Source organism: Ruegeria sp. AB11 (assembly GCF_056536325.1).
Genome location: NZ_JBQFJO010000001.1, coordinates 2,246,086 through 2,265,842 on the forward strand (window position 1 = coordinate 2,246,086; position 19,757 = coordinate 2,265,842).

Sequence of the window (19,757 nt, forward strand, 5' to 3'; positions counted from 1 at the left end):
TTAGTCAGGCGCGTTGATTGATCATCACGGTGCCAAGGAAGGCATCGGTAAGGCCCTGACAACGGGCGCTGGTCATCATCATGATAACCGAGATGATCTGCAGTACCGGAAACGCCATGCTAACGAAATAGCCTGCCGTGTGTGCGATGGCTTTGCCTGTATCCATCCGGGCACCAAACGCATCACGCAACTCGATCCCCATGAAGCGCATCCCCAACGTGGCCGAGCCATTCGCGATAGTGACAACGCGGTAGACGAAGCTAACCACTGCATAGATCAGGGCCAGGATGAAAAAACCCATGCCAAAGGTCAGCAGAATTGCAACTGTACACAGCAGCGAGATGAAGGCGATGTCGAACAGCCAAGCAAAGAAGCGTTTGGTCGCCACGGATTGATAAAATTCGGGCTGTCTATCGGGATCAGGCAGGTGAGTCATAGAGTGCGGTCCGGAAGTTTGTCAGAAACACCCTGTCCCGACAGCCGGGACAGGGCAAGTTCAGATCAGACGGGTTTATTGCCATCGTCTGCGTCGTCGCGATTGTCGCGGGCGCGTTCGTCCATGAACTCGTCGAATTCGGCCTTATCCTTGGCTTCGCGTAGGCGGTGCAGGAAGGCCTCAAAGTCCTTCTGTTCACGTTCGAGCCGCGCCAGCGTGTCAGCCTTATACGCGTCAAATGCGCTGTTGCCCGAAGGTTTCATTGCGCTCATGTGACTGTTCCACGATGAACGACGGCTGCAGGATTTGCTGAACATGCGTTTGCTCCAGATCATATAGGCAAGGAAGGCAAGGCCGATCGGCCAGAAGAAGATAAAGCCAAGGACCATTGCGGCGATCCAGGCGCCTTTGCCCTTGCTGTCAAGCCAGGCTTCGCTTCGGTGCAGCCACCCCGGGTTTTGGGGAACGGCGTGGTCGGACAATGCGGTCATTTTGCTCTCTCCAGTTAGGATGTAAATTCTCTTCACATTTCCTAGATGGGAGGGGTCGATCGGCAATGCAAGGGGTGTATGTGAAAAAGATTTACATTAGCTCAGAAACGGGTTCGTTTCGCAAAAAAGGCCTTTGTATATAAGAGAGGTGGCGATCGCTTCTGTTCCGGTACTTCAGCCGAGTATGTGCGTGCAATGCGAATTAACGCCCGATTAAGATCGCTTAATATTCAACCACTTCGCCAGTGATCCACGTTTATGTGCATACATAATGCTGAGCTTAGATTTGTAGGGAGGCCTTAAAATGATTGCTGGGAATACATCGCGTTGGCAGCCTTTGCTGGGGGATGAGTTCATACTGCCGATCGAACCTCATTTGGTTGCAAGCACTTACGGTGCGGGTGATCGGCCCTTGGGTCACGATGAACTCTTCCGATATGAAATCGCCACCGATCCGACATGTATTGCGCAAGATACTTCGCTGGATGTCAGCGCAAGCTCAGTGGGTCAGAATGAGGTCCCGTTTCGAAACCTCGACTCTTATGATCTGACTGGTAAAGACGATCTGCCCAACATCACACTTCATGAGCGAGGCGGTGGGCCTGTCTATTCGGAGGTTGGTGCCTATCACGGGGCCGGAATTGATGGGGCGGAATTCGGTCTTTTGCTGACGGGATACCAAATGGCGTCCGATAACAGCACGACGCAAATTTCTGAGCTGTATCACGAACAAATTGTCGAACTTGAGTTCGCACATCAGAATGGTCAGTTTGTGCCGGCAGGTTATCAAACCTATTCAAGCTTTGGATTTGAGGGGCAGTATACGGATCAGTCGGTTCAGTTTTACCATTTGTCCATCGAAGCAGAGCGTGAAGAAAGCTTTCAGACCCAAATGCTCTTTGGAAGTGAAGATCCGGTCCTAACGTCTTATGGCTATCATGAAGTTCTTGCGATTTCAGGAGAGGCGTTTCAAAACGGAATCGCCGATTTTTCATTCAGTCTCCAGTATTCGATCGAATTTCAAATGAATGCTTATGGTCAGTACGAGCTGCTTGCCGAAGTCGCGTTTGAGGGGCAGATAAACTATATGAATGCCCAGACGCGGGAGTTTCAGTTTTACGATTATGTGCCTATCGTGTTTCGCGATCTTGAAAGCTTGGAATTTCCTCCCTTTTCAGATCAGCTTGCTGATCAATTAGCCATGTTTCAATACAGCATGGGTGAGGCCTGGGATGGGTTGGCGCAATTGAACGATCGGCTTGAGGCGGTGTTCGTGAAGATGCGCGAAGATGGACATTATGACGCGTGGGACCAGATCGGGCAGGGGCCTGATAACCCGTACAATTTCGATTTGCCGCCGCCTGATCTGTGGCTATAACGAATTGGCCAAAGCTTAATCGATCCAAGAGTTTGCCTTGGCTGTATCTGATATTCTTCGGTCACAAGACATAGGCATATGGAAAACGACGAGAACACCAACCCTCCAACCCTTGATGAAATTCTATTGTTGGAAAAGCAGGTGTGGGAGGCGTTGGTCGATGGCAACGCTCAAGCTGACCGCGCGCTATTGTGCGCGGATTTTCTGGGCGTTTATCCGAGCGGTTTTGCAAATCGCGATGATCATGTCGGGCAATTTGCCGATGCGCCGACGATGGCACAGTATGAACTCAGCGACACCAGACTGCGTGTTTTGTCGGCGGACATAGTTTTGCTCTCGTACCGCGCAGATTATCGTCGACCCGACAGAGAAGAATGGGAAGCGATGCTGATCTCGTCACTGTGGGAGCGGCGGCACGACGTTTGGGTCAACAGCTTCAGCCAGGACACCCCTTTGGATAAAGCATGAGTGACGCTCTCGCCATAAACCGTCTACCGCGTGCATTTCATGCCGAACTAGGGCAGGAAACACGTGCTGCACTGCCCGATCTGACGGCCGAACAGGGTGAGTTGATCGCAGGAACTGCTGGCTCCAGCCCCTATCTTAAGGGATTGATCGACCAAGAACGGGATTGGCTGCCGCAAGCGCTGCAGCGACCGGACCAATCATTCGCGGATGTGATGGAGGCGACCCGGAAGCTACCATCGGATCAGTTGAAACCCGGATTACGGCAAGCAAAACGGCGCATGGCATTGCTGACGGCCCTCGCAGATCTGGCGGGTGCGTGGCCGTTGGAAAAAGTGACTGCTGCGCTGACCGATTTCGGAGCGCTGGCCACCGATGTGGCAGCGAAGGCCGAGATCGCGACTCTAATTCGGCGTGGAAAGCTGCCGGGCATGACTGAAGACGATGTCGAAACCGCTGCCGGTATGGTCATTCTGGCGATGGGCAAGATGGGTGCGCACGAGCTGAACTATAGCTCGGATATCGACCTGATCGTGATGTTCGATGAAACACGTTTCGACCCTGATGATTTTTACGAGGCCCGGCAGGGAATGGTTCGCGCCACGCGTAACTTTTGTGCGACGCTCAGCGACAAAACGGCGGATGGTTATGTATTCCGCACTGATCTGCGCCTGCGCCCTGACCCGGCAGTCACGCCAGTGTGTCTGGCGATGGAAGCGGCTGAGCGGTACTACGAAAGCCTTGGACGCACGTGGGAGCGCGCGGCCTATATCAAGGCGCGACCTTGTGCCGGGGATATCGCGGCGGGGCAGAGGTTTTTGGATGCGTTGCGCCCGTTCGTCTGGCGCCGGCACTTGGATTTTGCCGCGATTCAAGACGCTCATGACATGCGTCTGCGCATTCGCGAGAATAAGGGAACTGGTGGCAGCCTCTCGATTCCAGGTCATGATATGAAGCTGGGGCAGGGCGGTATACGCGAGATTGAGTTCTTTACTCAGACCCGCCAACTGATCGCAGGAGGCCGCGACCCTGACCTGCGGGTGCGGGGAACCGTGCCTGGTTTGGCGGCGCTGGCGTCGAAAGGCTGGGTGCCCGAGGATGTCACCGTAAAACTAACGGATCATTACCGCGCCCATCGCGAGGTCGAGCATCGCATCCAAATGGTACATGATGCGCAAACCCATAAAGTTCCAAACTCAGAAGACGGGATCGAACGGGTTGCCTGCTTGATGGGCATCAGTAGCGACGAACTGACCGCCGATCTGACCCGCCGCCTGACCGAAGTGCACGAATTGACTGAAGGGTTCTTTGCTCCCGGACCGGGCGCGCAGCCTGCGCCGTTACAAGAGGTCGAATTCGACAAGGGTGTTCTGGCCCGCTGGCCCACCTATCCGGCGCTTAGGTCTCAGCGGGGGGCTCGGATATTCGAGCGGCTAAGGCCCGAGCTTTTATCGCGACTGGCAAAGACCGCGAAACCCGAAGAAGCGTTGCTTGCGTTGGACGGGTTTCTGTCTGGACTGCCAGCTGGGGTACAGCTGTTTTCACTGTTTGAGGCGAATCCGCAACTGATCGATCTGCTGGTCGATATCGTCGGTACATCTCACGCTCTTGCCACCCATCTTTCGCGCAATGCCTCTGTTTTTGACGCGGTGATAGGCGGAAGTTTCTTTAGCGACTGGCCGGGGCTGACTACGTTGCGGGCCGATCTTTCACGGACCCTGACAGAAGAAGACGACTATGAAACGCAGCTGGATTTTGCGCGTCGCTGGTGCAAGGAATGGCACTTTCGCATCGGCGTGCATCATCTGCGCGGATTGATCAACGGGGCGCAGGCCGGGCGGCAATATGCTGAACTTGCGCAGGCCGTTATTGCGGCGGTGCTGCCTGGCGTTGTAGAGCAGTTTGCCAAAAAGCACGGCCCTGCGCCGGGGCGTGGCGCCGCGGTTCTGGGCATGGGATCGCTTGGGGCAGGGCGCATCAACTCGCAATCCGATCTGGACATGATTGTCATCTACGACCCACAGGATCAGGACATGTCTGATGGCCCTCGCCCGCTGGCCACGCGGACATATTACGCTCGGTTTACCCAAGCCCTTATAACAGCGCTCAGCGCGCCGATGTCGCAGGGGCGTCTTTATGAAGTCGACATGCGCCTTCGACCTTCGGGCAATCAGGGGCCAGTAGCCACCAGTTGGGGCAGCTTCACCAACTACCAGCAGAATGAAGCGTGGGTGTGGGAACACCTGGCGCTGACCCGAGCCCATGTTGTTGCGGGCGATGCCGAGCTGGGGAAGGATATCGAGACCTTTCGCGCTGAATTCCTGTCGCAACCACGCGATAGGGATATGGTTCTGAAAGAGGTTGCCGAAATGCGCGCCCGGCTTGCTGCCGCCAAAGCACCCGCCGGGGTGTGGGACGCCAAGAACGGACCGGGCCGCATGATGGATATCGAACTTTTGGCTGAAACCGGAGCTTTGATGGCGGGGCTTTCTCAGCGCGACGTAGCCTCGGGTCTTGACGGCGCGGTCGCAGCCGCGTTGCTGGATGTCGCGCAGGCACAAACCCTCAAGTACTGTTACGACTTATGTTGGTCGGTGCAATGTGCAGCGCGGCTGCTGTCGGGGAAAGTGATTGAGGCCGATAAGATTGGCGAGGGAGGCACAGCCTTCCTGTGCCGGGCCACTGGGTTCGATCAGGTCGAGCAGCTGCAATCTGCCTTGAAGGACAGTTACAGTAGGGCCGCCCAGTTGATCAGCGGTGTGGTTGGGGAGATTGAAGATGGCACGCAACGATGATCCGAACGACCATAAAGGTCTGATCCGCGAGGCTTATCGGATTGAAGGCATCACCTTGCCTGAATGCCGCAGCATTTTTCTGGACTGGGCGCTGAGCCTGCCTGCGGACCGCGATCAGAAACAGGCCGTGAGCTCTCTGCATTCGATTTACTCGGCTCAGGCAGAAGACCACCCAATGACGCAGGTACTGGCCGAAGGGCTGCAAACTGCCCAAGCGCCCAAGCGGCGTGGCGGCTGGCGCAATCGCAACCGCTAACAGGGCTTTTACCCCTGCCTATTCGCGACTATGAGGGCGCCATGACAAATTCATCCGAACGCCCCCGTATCCGTTTGAAACCCAAGGCCAACGCGCGTGGCCTTCGCCATGGGTTTCCATGGGTCTATGCCAATGACATCGTGACCGACCGCCGGACTCGAAAAATCGAAGCCGGAGCATTGGCTGTGCTCGAAGATGATAAACGCGCACCCATCGCTCTGGTCGCAGTAAACCCGGCCTCGATGATCATGTGCCGGGTGCTGGATCGCGATATCGGGACACAGCTGACCGCGGATTGGTTCGAAACGCGACTTCGCCATGCGCTTGAGATGCGCGAAAACTTGTTTGATGCCCCATACTACCGTCTGATCCATGCTGAGGCGGATGGGTTTCCGGGTGTCATCATCGACCGCTTCGGAGATGCCTGCGTGATCCAGCCAAACGCCGCATGGGCCGAGGCGCATCTCGATGCGCTGACCGACGCGCTGGTCAAAGTCACCGGGGTGTCCACTGTGTTGAAAAATGCCTCGGGCCGCACGCGCGGTTTGGAAGGGCTGGACGATCTCAGCCTGGCCCTCCGCGGCACTGCGCCCGAGGCACCCCTGCCGGTGCCTATGAACGGTGCATCCTATATGGCCGACCTGACGGGCGGGCAGAAAACCGGTCTGTTTTATGACCAGCGCCCCAATCATGCGTTTGCCGCCAAGCTGGTTCACCCCGGTGCGCGTGTACTGGATGTTTTTAGTCATGTCGGTGGGTTTGGCTTGGCCATGCTGGCGGGCGGCGCGGCACACGCCGTGTCGGTTGATGGATCGGCGGCGGCTTTGGAATTGGCGGCAAAGGGCGCTGAGGTATCAGGGTTTGCCGACCGTTTTCAGACCCGTCAAGGGGATGCCTTCGATGTGCTGGCCAAGCTGGGGGAAGAGGGTGCAGAATTCGACGTTGTAATCTGCGATCCTCCAGCCTTTGCACCCTCGAAACAGGCGCTGGACGCAGGCTTGCGCGCGTATGAGCGCATCGCACGTCTGGCAGCACCGCTGGTCAAGCCCGGCGGTTACCTTGGCCTCTGCTCCTGTTCTCATGCCGCTGATTTGGGACGCTTCCGTGATGCGTCTTCGCGCGGGATCGGACGCGCAGGGAGACGAGCCCAACTGATCCATACCGGATTTGCGGGCCCTGACCACCCGCAACTGCCGCAACTAGCCGAAAGCGGTTACCTCAAAGCTGTGTTCTACCGGCTGTGAAAGCGGTTCTGGATACCTGCGTCATCTATCCAACGGTGATGCGAGAAATGTTGCTGGGCGCCGCCAAGCTTGGCCATTTTACACCTGTCTGGTCCGCGCGCATTTTGGAAGAATGGGCCCGCGCGGCGCGCAAACTCGGCCCGGAGGGCGAGGTACAGGCACGTGCCGAAATCGCATTGGTTCAGGCAAATTGGCCAGATGCCGAGCATCCTGCCGCACCCGGAGCAGAGCAACGTCTATGGCTGCCGGATGCGGCAGATATCCATGTTCTGGCAACAGCAGTCACAAGCTCGTCGGATGCCATAGTCACCGTCAACGCCAAAGACTTTCCAAAAAACATCCTTGCCGAAGAAGGGCTTGATCGGCGCGACCCCGATGGGTTGCTGCACGGTTTCTGGCTTTCGGATCCAGAAGGCATGTCGCAAATCGCTACCAGTGTTCTGTCAGTCGCCAACCGCCTATCGGGCGATAACTGGACATTACGCGCACTGATGAAGAAAGCACGGCTGCCAAGACTAGGCAAAGCGCTCGCCGACTGACGCAGGATTTTCTTCATCTGGCCAAAAATACTCCGGGGTGTGCGAGGGGCTGGCCCCTCGCTTCCAAACTAACCACCAACGCCCCACTTTTGTTCCAACACCTCCAACGCTGCAATCCGCTCATCCGTTTTCGGGTGGCTCATCAGCCAGGCTGGTGCTACGCCTGCACGCTGTTGTGTCAGATCTTCAAGCTTGTGGAACAATGACTTCTGCGGCCCAATCCCAATTCCGGCTTTTGTCAAAAGCGCCGCGGCATACTCATCTGCCTCATACTCGTCGCCACGCGACAATCGCGAGGCCAACAGATGTGTCAGCATATTCGCGATCCACGCACCGATGAACGGAATAAAACGGTTCAACAGCATCATCAACGCCGCCCGCAGCGCATTTTGGCCGGAAAAATCGATCATGCGCCGCCGGGCGTGTCCCAGTGCTACATGCCCAAGCTCGTGCGCGATGACGCTCGCCATTTCTTCTGCCGAAACCTCGCCATTGTGAAACTTTCGATAGAATCCACGTGTAATGAAAATGCGTCCATCAGGGGCTGCCAGACCGTTCACCGGATCGATTTCGTAGATGTAGACTGGCACACGATCGATTTCCAAAGCTGCCGCCAATCGGTCGGTCATACGTTTGAGAGCGGGATCAGCCAACTCAGTCGATTTTGCATCCAGCTCGCGATGCGTGCGCCAAACGGAAATCCGATACATGACGACGGCATAGGCGATGGCCAGCAAGATGGGTGTTAATCGGAGCATGTGTTAGATATGGGCGGCCCGCCCTGTAGAGGCAAGTCGCTATTCCAGATACAGGCCCGATTGGAGGGTGTTGCGTAGACGATTGCTACTGACTTGGCGTTGGCAACTGAAGGTTCGAGTGGAACTCTGAAAGCGACTGCTTAGTCAAAACCGCGCCCTTTGAAGCTTCGAAAAACGCATGTTCGGCCTCTTTCTCTGCGACCAAGGTGTCAATTCTCAGATCCCTCACATCGGCGCGCAGATCGTCGCGCGCCTCTTCATAGGCCTCAGCATCGCGCAGTTCATCCTCAAGCGCACTGAGATCGTCTTCGTAATTCGGGTCTGCAGGATCAAGCGCGGCGATGTCATCAGCGATGTCTTCGCTGCTGCGGCCATCATAGCTCTCGTTCAGGTCACGCAGTTCGCGGCGCGCCTCATAGAGGTCATCGCGCAGGTCGTAATAGGTTTCCGCCGCAGCCTGATAGGTCGCGATCTTGCCCACATTGCTGTTTGCTGAGGCGTTGCGGAACGCCGGCGCTGCCGCCTTGGATGCATTCAGGTTGCGCAGCTTATCCGAGCCATAGGGATCGGTGATCGCCGCGACAAGCGGATCGCGGTAATAGCGGTAGCGATCCTTCTTGCGATCGGAATATGGCTTGTCGTAGCGCAGTCGATAGTCGGTTTCATCATAGAACGTCTTATCATCCGAATAGCTGTAGTCATCAGGATCGTAAGGCACCGGCTGGATCGTTGCCCAGTCCTTGTGCCGGTAACCTGGCTGTGGCAGGTCGAGATAACCATGGAACTCGCCCAGCGTCGCCTTGGTCAATGTCCGCCCTTTCGAAGCGTCATAAAAGGCAGCCTCCGCATCTTGCAACGCGTCGCGGGTTTCGTATCTCAGATCCCTCACATCGGCGCGCAGATCGTCGCGCGCCTCTTCATAGGTTTCTGCATCACGCAGTTCATCCTCAAGCGAACTGAGATCGTCTTCGTAATTCGGGTCTGCAGGATCGAGCGCGGCGATGTCATCAGCGATGTCTTCGCTGCTGCGGCCATCATAGCTTTCGTTCAGGTCACGCAGTTCGCGGCGCGCCTCATAGAGGTCATCGCGCAGGTCGTAATAGGTTTCCGCCGCAGCCTGATAGGTCGCGATCTTGCCCACATTGCTGTTTGCTGAGGCGTTGCGGAACGCCGGCGCTGCCGCCTTGGATGCATTCAGGTTGCGCAGCTTATCCGAGCCATAGGGATCGGTGATCGCCGCGACAAGCGGATCGCGGTAACGACGCGTGCCGGGTTTTTTGTCGACATGGCGCTTGGAGTAATAATCCGTACGGGCAACAGGGCGCGGGGAATGCTCGAGCGGAGCTACGGAAGCTTTGCGGTAACTTTTCTTTACCCGGTTGGCACTTGTATTGGATTTCGATCGCGTGCGTTTTCCGAAAAGCTGCTCAACATCGCGTTTGAACTCTCGTCCAAAGCCCGCCAGTGTAGTTTCCCGGACTTTGCTGTTCTGTCCCTTATTCTTGTTCTTGGCCAACCGTTGGGATTTTGCATTCTGATTTTTATTGAATCTAAAAGTTTTGCCTGAGCGTCGAGTATTGAACTTGGCACCACCTGCATCTTTATCTGTGCTTTTGGCCCCATGGCCTTTACCGGATTTTCCTTTACCGCCCTTGGTGCCGTCATTGCCTTTGCCGGATTTTCCTTTACCGCCACTGCGGCCTGGTCCCCTCCCGTTACCATTGCTCTTGTCGTCCTTGGCATAAGCCGCATCGGGACCCAGCATAATGGTAGCGACAGCTCCCGATGTAAGAACCAGCGAAGTAACCGTCAAAACAGACGTCAGAATATAGCGGAATTTGGAATTGGTCATCTCAGCCCCCCAGCCTCAAACCCTGCTCTGTATATCATGGATTTGAGAGAGGCGGGGAACTTAGCTTAGATTGTTTCCGGAGTGCTCATTTTGGAGCGTGAATCATTAGATTTCAGCCTGATTGTTTCCCGTTTTCGATCAATCAGAATTCCAACGGCCCTAACGTGTCAGCTCCCGCATACCCTGTTCCAGACCCGCCAAAGTCATCGGCACCATGCGATCTTCAAAAATCTCGCGGATCATGCTGATCGAATGGGTGTATTCCCAATACTTCTCGGGCACCGGGTTGATCCATAGGTTCGATGTCCACTGTTCGCGCGCGCGCTGCAACCAAACCTGTCCGGCCTCCTGGTTCCAGTGCTCATTTGCGCCGCCGGGGTAGGCGATCTCATAGGGGCTCATAGAGGCGTCGCCAACGAAGATGCATTTGTAGTCCGGCCCGTATGTGCGCAGCACTTCGTGCGTTGGCGTCTGCTGATCCCAGCGGCGGCGGTTGTCACGCCAGACACCTTCATAGAGGCAATTGTGGAAGTAGTAGTATTCCAGATGCTTGAACTCGGTCCGCGCGGCCGAGAACAGCTCTTCGACCACCTTGATATACGGGTCCATTGAACCACCCACATCGAGAAACAAAAGCACTTTGACGGCGTTGTGCCGTTCAGGACGTGTTTTGACATCCAGATAGCCATGCTCGGCGGTGGCACGGATTGTGCCATCCAGATCCAGCTCTTCCGCAGCACCCTCACGCGCCCAGCGGCGCAGGCGTTTCAGGGCGACCTTGATGTTGCGGGTGCCGAGTTCAACCGTGTCATCCATGTTCTTGAATTCACGCTTGTCCCAGACTTTAACCGCGCGTTGATGGCGGCTTTCTTTCTGTCCGATGCGCACGCCTTCGGGATTGTAGCCATAGGCCCCGAATGGCGAGGTACCTGCTGTCCCGATCCATTTGTTGCCGCCTTGATGTCGGCCTTGCTGATCTTTCAGGCGTTCGCGCAGTGTCTCCATCAGCTTGTCAAAACCACCCAGCGCCTCGATCTCGGCCTTTTCTTCGGCGCTCAGATGTTTTTCTGCCATCTTTGCAAGCCATTCGGCTGGAATATCGACGGCCTCGAGCACCTGCTCAAAACTGATTGCGTCCAGGCCTTCGAAACTTGCGGCAAAGGCGCGGTCGAACTTGTCGATATTGCGTTCGTCCTTCACCATCGACACGCGGGCGAGGTAGTAGAAAGCTTCGACATCGTAGGTTGCGAGGCCCTTTTTCATTCCCTCCAGAAAAGTCAGGTATTCGCGTAAGGAAACGGGAATACCGGCGTTTCGAAGGTTCTCGAAAAAGGGCAGGAACATATCTTTAGACCAATCGCACCAGAACCAGCGAGATCACCAGTCCGATTAGCGCAAAAGCGATCCCGTATCCGGCAGCATACTGGGCCATATCTGCACCGCTGCCATTGCGTTTCCGCGCCGTTCGAATGCCCAGCAAAGCCCCCAAAAGTGCCATGCCCAAAACCACTACCATATGCCGTTATCCACCCGTACCTGCGGCGGCCGCTTGCGCAATGTCTTGCGATACCGAGCGTGCCACCAATTCCGAGCCGAAGCCGTAGCGCGCCCACCCGATACTGTCCAGCCGAACGCTGCGTGCCTGATCAATTTGCCCAGACTGGCGCAAAGCTTCGGATTTCAGCAGCAACAAAGTCGCAAGCAGCGCGGCGTTTTCGGATCGCGTCATGACATCAATCGCATTGTTCAATTCGGGCAGCGCCTGCGCTCCTTGACCCTGCGCCAAGGCAAATGCCGCAGTCTGGGCTGTGATATGGGCGCGCTGGACCTCTGTTCCGGGTGTGTAGCGCAGGTACCTCTTCGCGATGTCATATTGCCTCTGCGCGGCTTCGGGGTCGTCGAACTGCCCCATGCGCCCCAGCAGGTAATGCGGGTAGGCGCGGCGGTGGTCCGTCCAGCCTTGTTGTTGCCCGATCTGTGCCGCTTCTTTCGCGGCATTGACCCGCTTGGCGGTGCCCGCACCAGCCCCCAATGCGCGCTGTACTGCATTTATCCAGGCGCGGGGTGTCTCGGTTACCGGTTGCGGTGCAACGCGATCCCCGCGCGGGTTCAGGCGGCTTAGGACACCGGGCAAAACCGCCGCGACCTGTTCGCTTGTCATACCGTTCTGCAACTCGGGCGAGTAGGCCGTTCGCAGGATCAACATGTCGAACCCGGTCAGAACCGTGTGAAAGTTATCGTCGTTGAATACAGAATCCGGCAGTCGGTAGAGATCGTTTAGCGGCCCAAGGGCCTGAGCCAGCTCTTCATGCAGGCAATCGCGAATTTCCTGAGGGCTGGCATCATAGGGGATGAAAATTCCGATCCTCTCGCGGCTGCGAAGTTCGGTCCAGTTGCTTTTCTTTTTCCGCCGGTCGCGGCGGTATCCTTCCAGGCTTGAAGAGTTTGGAACGACGAAACACGCAGCCTGCGGAAGGATGCGGCGGATCTGTTTTTGGCTTACAGCCTCGATGGTGATATTCGCCTGACCTTCTGGAATCTGTCGGATGTCGATCTTCGCCTCCCGTTGCAGCCGTGTCAGTAGCCGGCTCAGGTCGGTCTGCATCGTTGGAGGGGGTGTCCCAGTCAGGCGCACCGTGATCGGCTCGTCGAACCGAGTAAAGACCGGAAGTTCCGCACCGCTTTCAAGCGCGAAATGCAGCGACAGGAAATCAGCTGCGATGTTCTTGTTCGAACGGGCAGGCGGGCTGGGACGGGCCGCACCGAAGGATTTAGACGGCGGCAGCGATGCTTCGATCACCTGAGTACGGGTCGGCGTCTCAATCCGGTCGACCGTGGTGCAGGCGGAAAGCGCCGCCAGAAGGAGGGTTGCGCCCAAAAGCCTCATGGTCGCTGATACTTCAGGAACGGCGACAACTTGCCGATGCGGTCATAGAGTTTGCGCGCGGTATGGTTGTTTTCCTGTGTCAGCCAATAGACTGAGGGGGCTTTCTGCCTGTCCGCTTCGTCGTAGACGGCTTGAATCAAGGCGCGTCCAACACCGGTTCCACGCGCTTCGGGGCGGGCATAGAGATCCTGCAGATAGCAGACACTTTCCTCTTTCCAGGCGTGGCGATGAAAAAGGTAGTGAGTCAGCCCGAGCAGCTGCCCATCCAGATCGGCGACAAAACAGGAAAAGTCATTCGGATCATCACCTAAGAGCCTTGCAAAGGTGCTTTTGTAAGTCGTATCCGGCACCTCGGTTTCGTAAAATGCAAGGTAGTCACGCCACATCTCCGCCCATTGATCCCGATCCTCTGGTCGCAAAGGGCGGATTGTGGGGGTGGTCGACATTGTCATGTTTCCTGCTCTGGAGGCCCGATTGTCGCGGGGTTCTTCGTTAACGCAATGCTGACATCCGAGCGTACCGATGACAAGCCGTGATCACCGCTTGCTGCGCGCCATAAAGGCCAGCCGTTCAAACAGATGTACGTCCTGCTCATTTTTTAGAAGCGCACCATGCAGTTTTGGTAGCGCATTAACGCCGTCGCGCTTCAGATCCTCGGCACTTAAATCCTCTGCTAGGAGCAACTTCAGCCAGTCCAGCACCTCCGAAGTCGAGGGCTTTTTCTTCAACCCCTGTGTCTCGCGGATTTCGTAGAACTGGGTTAGTGCGGTGGTCAGCAGAGCGTCTTTGATGCCCGGGTGATGCACCTCGACGATCCGGCGCATCGTGGCCTCATCCGGGAAGCGAATGTAGTGGAAGAAACAGCGGCGTAGGAATGCATCGGGCAGTTCCTTTTCGTTATTTGAGGTGATGATCACGATTGGGCGGTTCTTGGCCCTGATCGTCTCGCCGGTCTCGTAGACGTGGAACTCCATCTTATCGAGTTCCTGAAGCAGATCGTTGGGAAATTCGATGTCGGCCTTGTCGATCTCATCGATCAGCAGAACCACCTTTTCATCGGCGTCAAAAGCCTGCCACAGCTTGCCCTTGCGGATGTAGTTCGACACCTCATGCACCCGTTCATCGCCAAGCTGGCTGTCACGCAGACGGCTGACGGCGTCGTATTCATAGAGGCCCTGTTGCGCACGGGTTGTGGATTTCACGTTCCACTCGATCATCGTCAGCCCCAAAGCACCCGCAACCTGTTTCGCCAGCTCAGTCTTGCCGGTACCGGGTTCACCCTTGACCAGCAAAGGGCGTTCCAGGGTGACGGCAGCATTTACAGCAATGGTCAAATCGTCGGTGGCAACATATTCTGCGGTGCCTTGGAAACGTGCGGTCATGGGACCCCTCATATGGTGTTAGGGCGGTGTTTGCTTTGCAGGGGTTACAGAGGAGCAGGTGTTTTTACAAGCCGGGTCGCTGCGTCGCGCTGAGATGAATTCTACCGTGAGTTCAATCCCTCTCGGGCGATTCGCCTGCATCAAATTAGCTTGGTGGCTGAGGTGCCCGAAAAACGCCATGTGATAACCACAGAAAAACAAGGTTTTGTTGTTACAAGTCTCATTATTAGAGCAGGCGGAGTGACGCGGCGACGAGCGACACGTTTGTGTAGTGACAATCTCAGCGCCGTCGGATACACGCTCCGCAGAAGGGGGTGCCGAATGTCAGCTAATACAACAGCAACAGACGTTTCAGGCCATACCGAGGGAGCAAATATGAAGCAGGAAGTTTTTCTGCCGGACGATTATCGACCGGCTGAAGATGAGCCTTTCATGAATGATCGACAGCTTGAGTATTTTCGCCGCAAGCTGATGGATTGGAAGACAGAACTACTCGCAGGCAGCCGCGATACGATCGAAGGGTTGCAGGACAACACCCGTAACATTCCTGATGTCGCCGATCGCGCAAGCGAAGAAACCGACCGCGCGTTGGAACTGCGCACCCGGGATCGTCAGCGCAAGCTGGTGGCCAAGATCGACTCGGCCCTGCGCCGTATTGACGAGGGTGAATACGGGTATTGCGAGAAAACCGGTGATCCGATCTCGTTGAAGCGTCTGGACGCACGTCCAATCGCGACGATGACCTTGGAAGCGCAAGAGCGCCACGAACGCCGTGAAAAGGTCCACCGCGACGATTGATCGCTGGATAAGCAAGATAAAACAGCAACGCCGGGGCATGTCGCCCCGGCGTTTTTGCGTTAAGGCAGGGCTATGAGGATCAACGGTCTGAAATTTGGCGTCATCGGCGGCGGCATAGGCGGAATTGCGTCAGCGATGGCATTGCGGCAGCGCGGAGCCGAAGTAACTGTTTTTGAGCAGGCAAAAGAACTTACCGAAGTCGGCGCTGGTCTGCAGATCAGTGAAAACGGTATGGTTGTCCTGCGCGCCCTAAACGTCATTGACGAAACGCCGCAGGCGCGTTTGCGGTCCTACGGAACGGTGCTGCGCGACTATCGGGCGGGCAGGTCTGTCAGCGAGATACCTGCTCCCGCTGCAGGACCGACCTATTATTATCATCGCGCTGATCTGCTGGGATTGTTGTACAAAGCAGCGATTCGCAAAGGGGTCGAGTTTCGATTGGGCGCGCGAGTTTCACAGGTGCGTAAACATCCATCTGAAGCCGAGCTTGCATTGGAAGACGGCACCAGATTCTGCGTTGATTGCGCAATTGCTGCAGATGGTGGGCGAAGCGAAATCCGTGCCGGGTTGAATGGTCCCGAGGTGCCAGCCTTCACACATCAGGTGGCCTGGCGGGCAACAATCCCTTGGGCGCGTCGCGATCAAAAGCCTTGTGCTGTTTTGACCATGGGTCCGGGGCGGCATGTCGTGACCTATCCCCTTCGTGACCATACCTTGATGAACGTTGTCGCGATTGAAGAGCGCTCTGATTGGCAGGAAGAAGGCTGGCGGTTGCGCGGCGATCCTGCGGATTTGAGGGCGCGATTTAGTGATTTTGGCGGATTGGTTGGTGACATTCTCGGGCAAGTTCAAGACCCAAATATCTGGGCCTTGTTCCTGCGGCCTGTCGCGAGCCGCTGGCAAAACGGACGTGTTGCGTTGTTGGGGGATGCAGCCCATCCGACTCTGCCGTTTATGGCGCAAGGCGCCTGCCTCGCGCTTGAAGACGCTTGGATGTTGGCCCGATCTTTCGATGAGCAGTCTGGCATACGGCAAGCGCTAACCGCGTACGAGGCGCGCCGCCGACCTCGGGCAAAGCAAGTAGTTGCCGCCGCCGGTGCAAATGCGCGCAATTTCCACCTGCGTGGACCAATGCGACTGGCTGCACAAGCCGCGTTGATGGCAATCGGCCCACGCTTGGCGCGGCGCTATGAATGGATCTACAGCTACGACGCGACGGCGTAATCCATCAGAGATCGAGATCGACCCAAACCGGCACATGGTCCGAAGGTTTTTCGTGCCCACGAATCTCAAAATCGATCCGACAATCGCGCATCAGATCTGCTGCCTGCGGAGTCAGAAGGAAGTGATCGATCCGAATCCCGTCGTTTCTGTTCCACGCACCGGCCTGATAGTCCCAGAACGAATAATGACCCGGACCATGCGTGCGAGCGCGGAAGGCTTCGGTAAAGCCTAAGTTCAAGATTTTTCGAAATGCAGCGCGGCTTTCGGGCCGAAAAAGAGCGTCCTCGCGCCAGGCGTCGGGGCGTTTTGCGTCCTCGGCTTGCGGAATGATATTGTAGTCCCCGGCCATCAGCGCGGGCTCTTCGGTGGCCAGCAAATCGCGCGCGCGATCATAAAGGCGCTCCATCCACGCAAGCTTGTAGTCATATTTCGGCCCCGGCACCGGATTGCCGTTAGGCAGATACAGCCCACAGATGCGAAGAGCTTTTTTCCCGATGACAGTCGCTTCAATCCAACGGGCCTGTTCATCGTCGTCGTCACCGGGAAGGCCTCGGGAGACATCCTCCAACGGTAGTTTCGAAAGGATTGCGACGCCGTTGAAACTCTTTTGCCCGTGTGTTTCCACGTTGTATCCGCGTTCTTCGAATATCTCGCTTGGAAAATTCTCATCAATCGATTTGATTTCCTGCAGCAAAACGACATCCGGCTGCGCCTCATCCAGCCAACGCGGTAGCGCCTCGGCCCGAGCTTTTATCCCGTTGATGTTGAACGTGGCGATTTTCATGCGCGATCCTCCGGTGCCATCCGCAACCTATCGCGCAGATTGCACCTGACGGCAAGGAACAGAACGGGCCAGCGAGGCTCTGCCTCGCGCTCCGAGGCATTTTGGGCCAGATGAAGAAACGGGTTCTTAACCAAACTTGTAAAAAATGATTATGCGGTACAGGCGGAGGCGCCGATGACCGTGCCAGGTGAAGCTCTCTGACCTTGACAGTCAGAGAGCGGATCCCTCTTCATCTGGCTAGAAATACCTTGGGGGTGTGAGGGCAAAGCCCCTACTTTGGCTACATTGAGAAAGATGTACCGCAGCCGCAGGAAGACGTGGCATTGGGGTTCTCGATAACAAAGCGCGCACCGATCAGTTCCTGTGTGAAATCGATCACCGCATTTTCCAGAAATGGCAGAGAGATCGAGTCGACGATAACCTTCTGGCCTTTGCCCTCTAAAACCAAATCGTCTTCCTTAGGCTTATCCAGCGCAATTTCGTATTGAAATCCTGAACATCCACCGCCCTCTACTGCGACGCGCAGGGCCTGGCCCTGATCTGCGGCGCCAATCTCGGCCAAGCGATCAAAGGCGCGTTCTGTAACTGTTGGGGGCAGATTCATGCCGGTCTCCAAAGGTTTATTTCCTTAGCATCGTACAATATATGAAACCTGAAGACAGGCGACAAGGACAACACCATTGGACAGAGCGGGTTTTGCCTCGGATCCGGGCCGCGCGCGGGGGCGATTGGTGCCGGAAGAAGAGAGCAGCTTTCGTTCATGCTTTCAGCGTGACCGCGACAGGATCATTCATGCCAGTGCCTTTCGGAGGCTCAAGCACAAGACGCAGGTCTTTGTTGAGCACGAAGGTGACAGCTATCGTACCCGTTTGACCCACTCAATCGAAGTTGCGCAGGTGGCGCGGACGATTGCTGGCGCTTTGGGGTTGAACCCGGAGCTGACCGAAGCGGTCGCTCTGGCGCACGACCTTGGGCACACGCCTTTTGGTCATACGGGTGAGGATGCCTTGCACGCGTTGATGGAGCCCTATGGCGGTTTTGACCACAACGCACAGGCCATTCGGATCGTAACCAAACTTGAGCGCCACTATGCCGAGTTCGACGGCTGCAATCTGACCTGGGAATGTCTGGAGGGCATCGCCAAGCATAACGGTCCCGTCGTAGGTGAATTGCCATGGGCGCTGGCCGCGTGCAATCAGGGCTATGACCTCGAACTCAACACACACGCGAGCGCCGAGGCGCAGGTGGCCGCGCTTTCTGATGACATAGCCTATAACAATCACGATCTGTTCGATGGGTTGCGCGCTGGTCTGTTCAGCGATGACGACATTCAGCAACTTCCCATCATCGATGCCTGTTTTGCAAAAGTCGATCGCAGATATCCGGGTCTGGACCCATACCGGCGTCGCCATGAAGCGCTGCGGCGGGTTTTTGGCGTGATGGTCTCGGATGTTATTGACACGTCGCGCGCGTTGATCGCTTCTTCAGGGGCGCAATCGGTCGAGGATATTCGGAATCTGGGCTATCCGGTCATTCAGTTCTCAGATGAGTTATGGGCTCAGCTCAAACAAATCCGGGCGTTTCTATTTTCGCGTATGTATCGCGCACCAAGCGTGATGCAAGTGCGAACCAAGGTCAGCAAGGTGGTCGAAGAGCTATTTCCGATTTATCTTGCCGACCCGAAGCAGATGCCTGGGCACTGGCACGGCGATATCGAGGCGGCGGCTGACGAAACGGCGTTGGCGCGGATCGTCTCGGATTATATCGCGGGTATGACGGACAGGTTTGCGCTGCAGGACCATGCCCGCCTGACCGGAGATCATTCAATCGCGATATAGGCAATGGCCCAGACTTGTTGGCTGGCCTGCATCTGAGCCAATTCTGCATCATCGGTTGGAGGGAAGACGATCATTGTGGGGCCATAGCCGCCGATTCCCATGGGCACGCCGTCCGCATGGGTGGCTACAATCGGTTGATGTGTTTTGATGCTCTGCCAAGGGATTTCCGCTTGATAACCGTCCATTGCCATAGGCAGGGCGGATTTACCCTCAGCCCCGGCCAACTTCATTAATTCGGACAGCCGTGGGCCTGAAAAAATATAGTCGCGCTGGCTCTCTGGCGGGCCATAGGGGATAGTGATCTTGAGCTGCTCCAATCCCTCCAGCATGGTTGCGTCGAACCCGGCCGCTCCTGCGTGCGTGACTTCGAGGTAACCGAACAGGCCACCGTCATTTTCTGTTTGTGCGGGCAGGTTGGTCTCATCGACGGCGCCACCCAGTGTCAGAATGACGTGACCCTCGGGCGTAGATAGTTCGGCCCATGCGGTTATGGCGGCAGATAGAAGCAGGACTAAGGGCAGAGCGCGGTACATGGGGATCTCCGGGGCGTGTGTGGCGTCAGGCCCGAAACTACCCGGCCTGTGCGTTATGCCAAGTACAAACTAAGGGCGTCCATTGACCTTGCCGCGA

General features: G+C 56.4%; 21 protein-coding genes. 9 read left to right on the forward strand and 12 right to left on the reverse strand.

Going from position 1 to position 19,757, the window contains the following annotated elements; translation table 11 throughout:
• Positions 1 to 4: 4 nt before the first annotated feature.
• Together ACR3EJ_RS11300 and ACR3EJ_RS11305 are read right to left on the reverse strand one after the other, a co-directional pair.
• Complete coding sequence (locus ACR3EJ_RS11300) at positions 5 to 436, reverse strand: RDD family protein (protein ID WP_170472140.1); 432 nt, start codon at positions 434 to 436, stop codon at positions 5 to 7.
• 65 nt (positions 437 to 501) lie between these two features.
• Positions 502 to 927, reverse strand: a complete 426-nt coding sequence (locus ACR3EJ_RS11305) for a DUF2852 domain-containing protein (protein WP_170540470.1) — start codon at positions 925 to 927, stop codon at positions 502 to 504.
• Between the two features lie 304 nt (positions 928 to 1,231).
• On the opposite strand from ACR3EJ_RS11305, the gene ACR3EJ_RS11310 reads away from it, so the two are divergent.
• From ACR3EJ_RS11310 to ACR3EJ_RS11335, 6 genes are all read left to right on the forward strand, one after another.
• The gene (locus tag ACR3EJ_RS11310) at positions 1,232 to 2,305 is read left to right on the forward strand and encodes a hypothetical protein (RefSeq protein WP_170540467.1); all 1,074 of its coding nucleotides are present in this window, start codon (positions 1,232 to 1,234) and stop codon (positions 2,303 to 2,305) included.
• 78 nt (positions 2,306 to 2,383) lie between these two features.
• Complete coding sequence (locus ACR3EJ_RS11315; RefSeq protein ID WP_170540464.1) at positions 2,384 to 2,773, forward strand: nuclear transport factor 2 family protein; 390 nt, start codon at positions 2,384 to 2,386, stop codon at positions 2,771 to 2,773.
• Entirely contained in the window at positions 2,770 to 5,565 is a 2,796-nt protein-coding gene (locus ACR3EJ_RS11320) for a [protein-PII] uridylyltransferase family protein (RefSeq protein WP_170540460.1), read from the forward strand. Before ACR3EJ_RS11315 ends, ACR3EJ_RS11320 begins: the two co-directional genes overlap by 4 nt.
• On the forward strand, positions 5,549 to 5,821 hold the full coding sequence (locus tag ACR3EJ_RS11325; protein WP_170540458.1) for a hypothetical protein: 273 nt from the start codon (positions 5,549 to 5,551) through the stop codon (positions 5,819 to 5,821). Before ACR3EJ_RS11320 ends, ACR3EJ_RS11325 begins: the two co-directional genes overlap by 17 nt.
• A 41-nt stretch (positions 5,822 to 5,862) precedes the next feature.
• Positions 5,863 to 7,065 carry an RSP_2647 family RNA methyltransferase gene (locus ACR3EJ_RS11330; protein ID WP_170540455.1) on the forward strand — a complete coding sequence of 401 codons (1,203 nt, stop codon included), beginning with the start codon at positions 5,863 to 5,865 and terminating at the stop codon, positions 7,063 to 7,065.
• Complete coding sequence (locus ACR3EJ_RS11335; RefSeq protein WP_170472126.1) at positions 7,062 to 7,604, forward strand: RSP_2648 family PIN domain-containing protein; 543 nt, start codon at positions 7,062 to 7,064, stop codon at positions 7,602 to 7,604. The genes ACR3EJ_RS11330 and ACR3EJ_RS11335 overlap by 4 nt, the downstream gene beginning before the upstream one ends.
• Before the next feature lie 68 nt (positions 7,605 to 7,672).
• Here ACR3EJ_RS11335 and ACR3EJ_RS11340 read toward each other — a convergent pair whose 3' ends face one another.
• The 7 genes from ACR3EJ_RS11340 to ACR3EJ_RS11370 form a co-directional block, all read right to left on the reverse strand.
• Positions 7,673 to 8,362 carry a M48 family metallopeptidase gene (locus tag ACR3EJ_RS11340; protein ID WP_170540452.1) on the reverse strand — a complete coding sequence of 230 codons (690 nt, stop codon included), beginning with the start codon at positions 8,360 to 8,362 and terminating at the stop codon, positions 7,673 to 7,675.
• Positions 8,363 to 8,447: 85 nt separating this feature from the next.
• Entirely contained in the window at positions 8,448 to 10,214 is a 1,767-nt protein-coding gene (locus ACR3EJ_RS11345) for a hypothetical protein (RefSeq protein WP_480422941.1), read from the reverse strand.
• Between the two features lie 159 nt (positions 10,215 to 10,373).
• The gene (locus tag ACR3EJ_RS11350; protein WP_170540337.1) at positions 10,374 to 11,558 is read right to left on the reverse strand and encodes a vWA domain-containing protein; all 1,185 of its coding nucleotides are present in this window, start codon (positions 11,556 to 11,558) and stop codon (positions 10,374 to 10,376) included.
• A 4-nt stretch (positions 11,559 to 11,562) separates the two neighbouring features.
• Positions 11,563 to 11,730 carry a hypothetical protein gene (locus ACR3EJ_RS11355; RefSeq protein WP_170540334.1) on the reverse strand — a complete coding sequence of 56 codons (168 nt, stop codon included), beginning with the start codon at positions 11,728 to 11,730 and terminating at the stop codon, positions 11,563 to 11,565.
• 6 nt (positions 11,731 to 11,736) lie between these two features.
• Positions 11,737 to 13,101 carry a DUF2927 domain-containing protein gene (locus tag ACR3EJ_RS11360; protein WP_170540331.1) on the reverse strand — a complete coding sequence of 455 codons (1,365 nt, stop codon included), beginning with the start codon at positions 13,099 to 13,101 and terminating at the stop codon, positions 11,737 to 11,739.
• Complete coding sequence (locus tag ACR3EJ_RS11365; RefSeq protein ID WP_170470839.1) at positions 13,098 to 13,547, reverse strand: GNAT family N-acetyltransferase; 450 nt, start codon at positions 13,545 to 13,547, stop codon at positions 13,098 to 13,100. Before ACR3EJ_RS11365 ends, ACR3EJ_RS11360 begins: the two co-directional genes overlap by 4 nt.
• Positions 13,548 to 13,637: 90 nt before the next feature.
• Positions 13,638 to 14,483: an AAA family ATPase gene (locus tag ACR3EJ_RS11370; protein ID WP_010440600.1), complete on the reverse strand. Its 846-nt coding sequence runs from the start codon at positions 14,481 to 14,483 to the stop codon at positions 13,638 to 13,640.
• 375 nt (positions 14,484 to 14,858) lie between these two features.
• On the opposite strand from ACR3EJ_RS11370, the gene dksA reads away from it, so the two are divergent.
• Together dksA and ACR3EJ_RS11380 are read left to right on the forward strand one after the other, a co-directional pair.
• Entirely contained in the window at positions 14,859 to 15,281 is a 423-nt protein-coding gene (dksA, locus tag ACR3EJ_RS11375) for an RNA polymerase-binding protein DksA (RefSeq protein ID WP_010440598.1), read from the forward strand.
• Between the two features lie 72 nt (positions 15,282 to 15,353).
• A complete protein-coding gene (locus ACR3EJ_RS11380) occupies positions 15,354 to 16,505 on the forward strand; it encodes an FAD-dependent monooxygenase (RefSeq protein WP_170540328.1) in 1,152 nt (383 codons plus the stop codon).
• Between the two features lie 4 nt (positions 16,506 to 16,509).
• On the opposite strand, the gene xth is transcribed toward ACR3EJ_RS11380, so the two are convergent.
• Positions 16,510 to 17,289 carry an exodeoxyribonuclease III gene (xth, locus tag ACR3EJ_RS11385; protein WP_170540325.1) on the reverse strand — a complete coding sequence of 260 codons (780 nt, stop codon included), beginning with the start codon at positions 17,287 to 17,289 and terminating at the stop codon, positions 16,510 to 16,512.
• Between the two features lie 280 nt (positions 17,290 to 17,569).
• Positions 17,570 to 17,893 (reverse strand): HesB/IscA family protein, encoded by a 324-nt coding sequence (locus ACR3EJ_RS11390; RefSeq protein ID WP_010440593.1) that lies wholly within the window; start codon positions 17,891 to 17,893, stop codon positions 17,570 to 17,572.
• Between the two features lie 76 nt (positions 17,894 to 17,969).
• On the opposite strand from ACR3EJ_RS11390, the gene ACR3EJ_RS11395 reads away from it, so the two are divergent.
• Complete coding sequence (locus ACR3EJ_RS11395; RefSeq protein WP_170540322.1) at positions 17,970 to 19,127, forward strand: deoxyguanosinetriphosphate triphosphohydrolase; 1,158 nt, start codon at positions 17,970 to 17,972, stop codon at positions 19,125 to 19,127.
• Here the strand turns inward: ACR3EJ_RS11395 and ACR3EJ_RS11400 are convergent.
• Positions 19,109 to 19,660, reverse strand: a complete 552-nt coding sequence (locus ACR3EJ_RS11400) for a molybdopterin-binding protein (protein WP_170540320.1) — start codon at positions 19,658 to 19,660, stop codon at positions 19,109 to 19,111. The genes ACR3EJ_RS11395 and ACR3EJ_RS11400 overlap by 19 nt on opposite strands.
• Positions 19,661 to 19,757 lie beyond the last annotated feature (97 nt).

Excerpts from the sequence above, each read along its gene's own strand:
- ACR3EJ_RS11300 (WP_170472140.1), bottom strand. The coding sequence starts at position 436 with ATGACTCACCTGCCTGATCCCGATAGACAGCCCGAATTTTATCAATCC.
- ACR3EJ_RS11305 (WP_170540470.1), bottom strand. The coding sequence starts at position 927 with ATGACCGCATTGTCCGACCACGCCGTTCCCCAAAACCCGGGGTGGCTG.
- ACR3EJ_RS11310 (WP_170540467.1), top strand. The coding sequence starts at position 1,232 with ATGATTGCTGGGAATACATCGCGTTGGCAGCCTTTGCTGGGGGATGAG.
- ACR3EJ_RS11315 (WP_170540464.1), top strand. The coding sequence starts at position 2,384 with ATGGAAAACGACGAGAACACCAACCCTCCAACCCTTGATGAAATTCTA.
- ACR3EJ_RS11320 (WP_170540460.1), top strand. The coding sequence starts at position 2,770 with ATGAGTGACGCTCTCGCCATAAACCGTCTACCGCGTGCATTTCATGCC.
- ACR3EJ_RS11325 (WP_170540458.1), top strand. The coding sequence starts at position 5,549 with ATGGCACGCAACGATGATCCGAACGACCATAAAGGTCTGATCCGCGAG.
- ACR3EJ_RS11330 (WP_170540455.1), top strand. The coding sequence starts at position 5,863 with ATGACAAATTCATCCGAACGCCCCCGTATCCGTTTGAAACCCAAGGCC.
- ACR3EJ_RS11340 (WP_170540452.1), bottom strand. The coding sequence starts at position 8,362 with ATGCTCCGATTAACACCCATCTTGCTGGCCATCGCCTATGCCGTCGTC.
- ACR3EJ_RS11345 (WP_480422941.1), bottom strand. The coding sequence starts at position 10,214 with ATGACCAATTCCAAATTCCGCTATATTCTGACGTCTGTTTTGACGGTT.
- ACR3EJ_RS11350 (WP_170540337.1), bottom strand. The coding sequence starts at position 11,558 with ATGTTCCTGCCCTTTTTCGAGAACCTTCGAAACGCCGGTATTCCCGTT.
- ACR3EJ_RS11355 (WP_170540334.1), bottom strand. The coding sequence starts at position 11,730 with ATGGTAGTGGTTTTGGGCATGGCACTTTTGGGGGCTTTGCTGGGCATT.
- ACR3EJ_RS11360 (WP_170540331.1), bottom strand. The coding sequence starts at position 13,101 with ATGAGGCTTTTGGGCGCAACCCTCCTTCTGGCGGCGCTTTCCGCCTGC.
- ACR3EJ_RS11365 (WP_170470839.1), bottom strand. The coding sequence starts at position 13,547 with ATGTCGACCACCCCCACAATCCGCCCTTTGCGACCAGAGGATCGGGAT.
- ACR3EJ_RS11370 (WP_010440600.1), bottom strand. The coding sequence starts at position 14,483 with ATGACCGCACGTTTCCAAGGCACCGCAGAATATGTTGCCACCGACGAT.
- dksA (WP_010440598.1), top strand. The coding sequence starts at position 14,859 with ATGAAGCAGGAAGTTTTTCTGCCGGACGATTATCGACCGGCTGAAGAT.
- ACR3EJ_RS11380 (WP_170540328.1), top strand. The coding sequence starts at position 15,354 with ATGAGGATCAACGGTCTGAAATTTGGCGTCATCGGCGGCGGCATAGGC.
- xth (WP_170540325.1), bottom strand. The coding sequence starts at position 17,289 with ATGAAAATCGCCACGTTCAACATCAACGGGATAAAAGCTCGGGCCGAG.
- ACR3EJ_RS11390 (WP_010440593.1), bottom strand. The coding sequence starts at position 17,893 with ATGAATCTGCCCCCAACAGTTACAGAACGCGCCTTTGATCGCTTGGCC.
- ACR3EJ_RS11400 (WP_170540320.1), bottom strand. The coding sequence starts at position 19,660 with ATGTACCGCGCTCTGCCCTTAGTCCTGCTTCTATCTGCCGCCATAACC.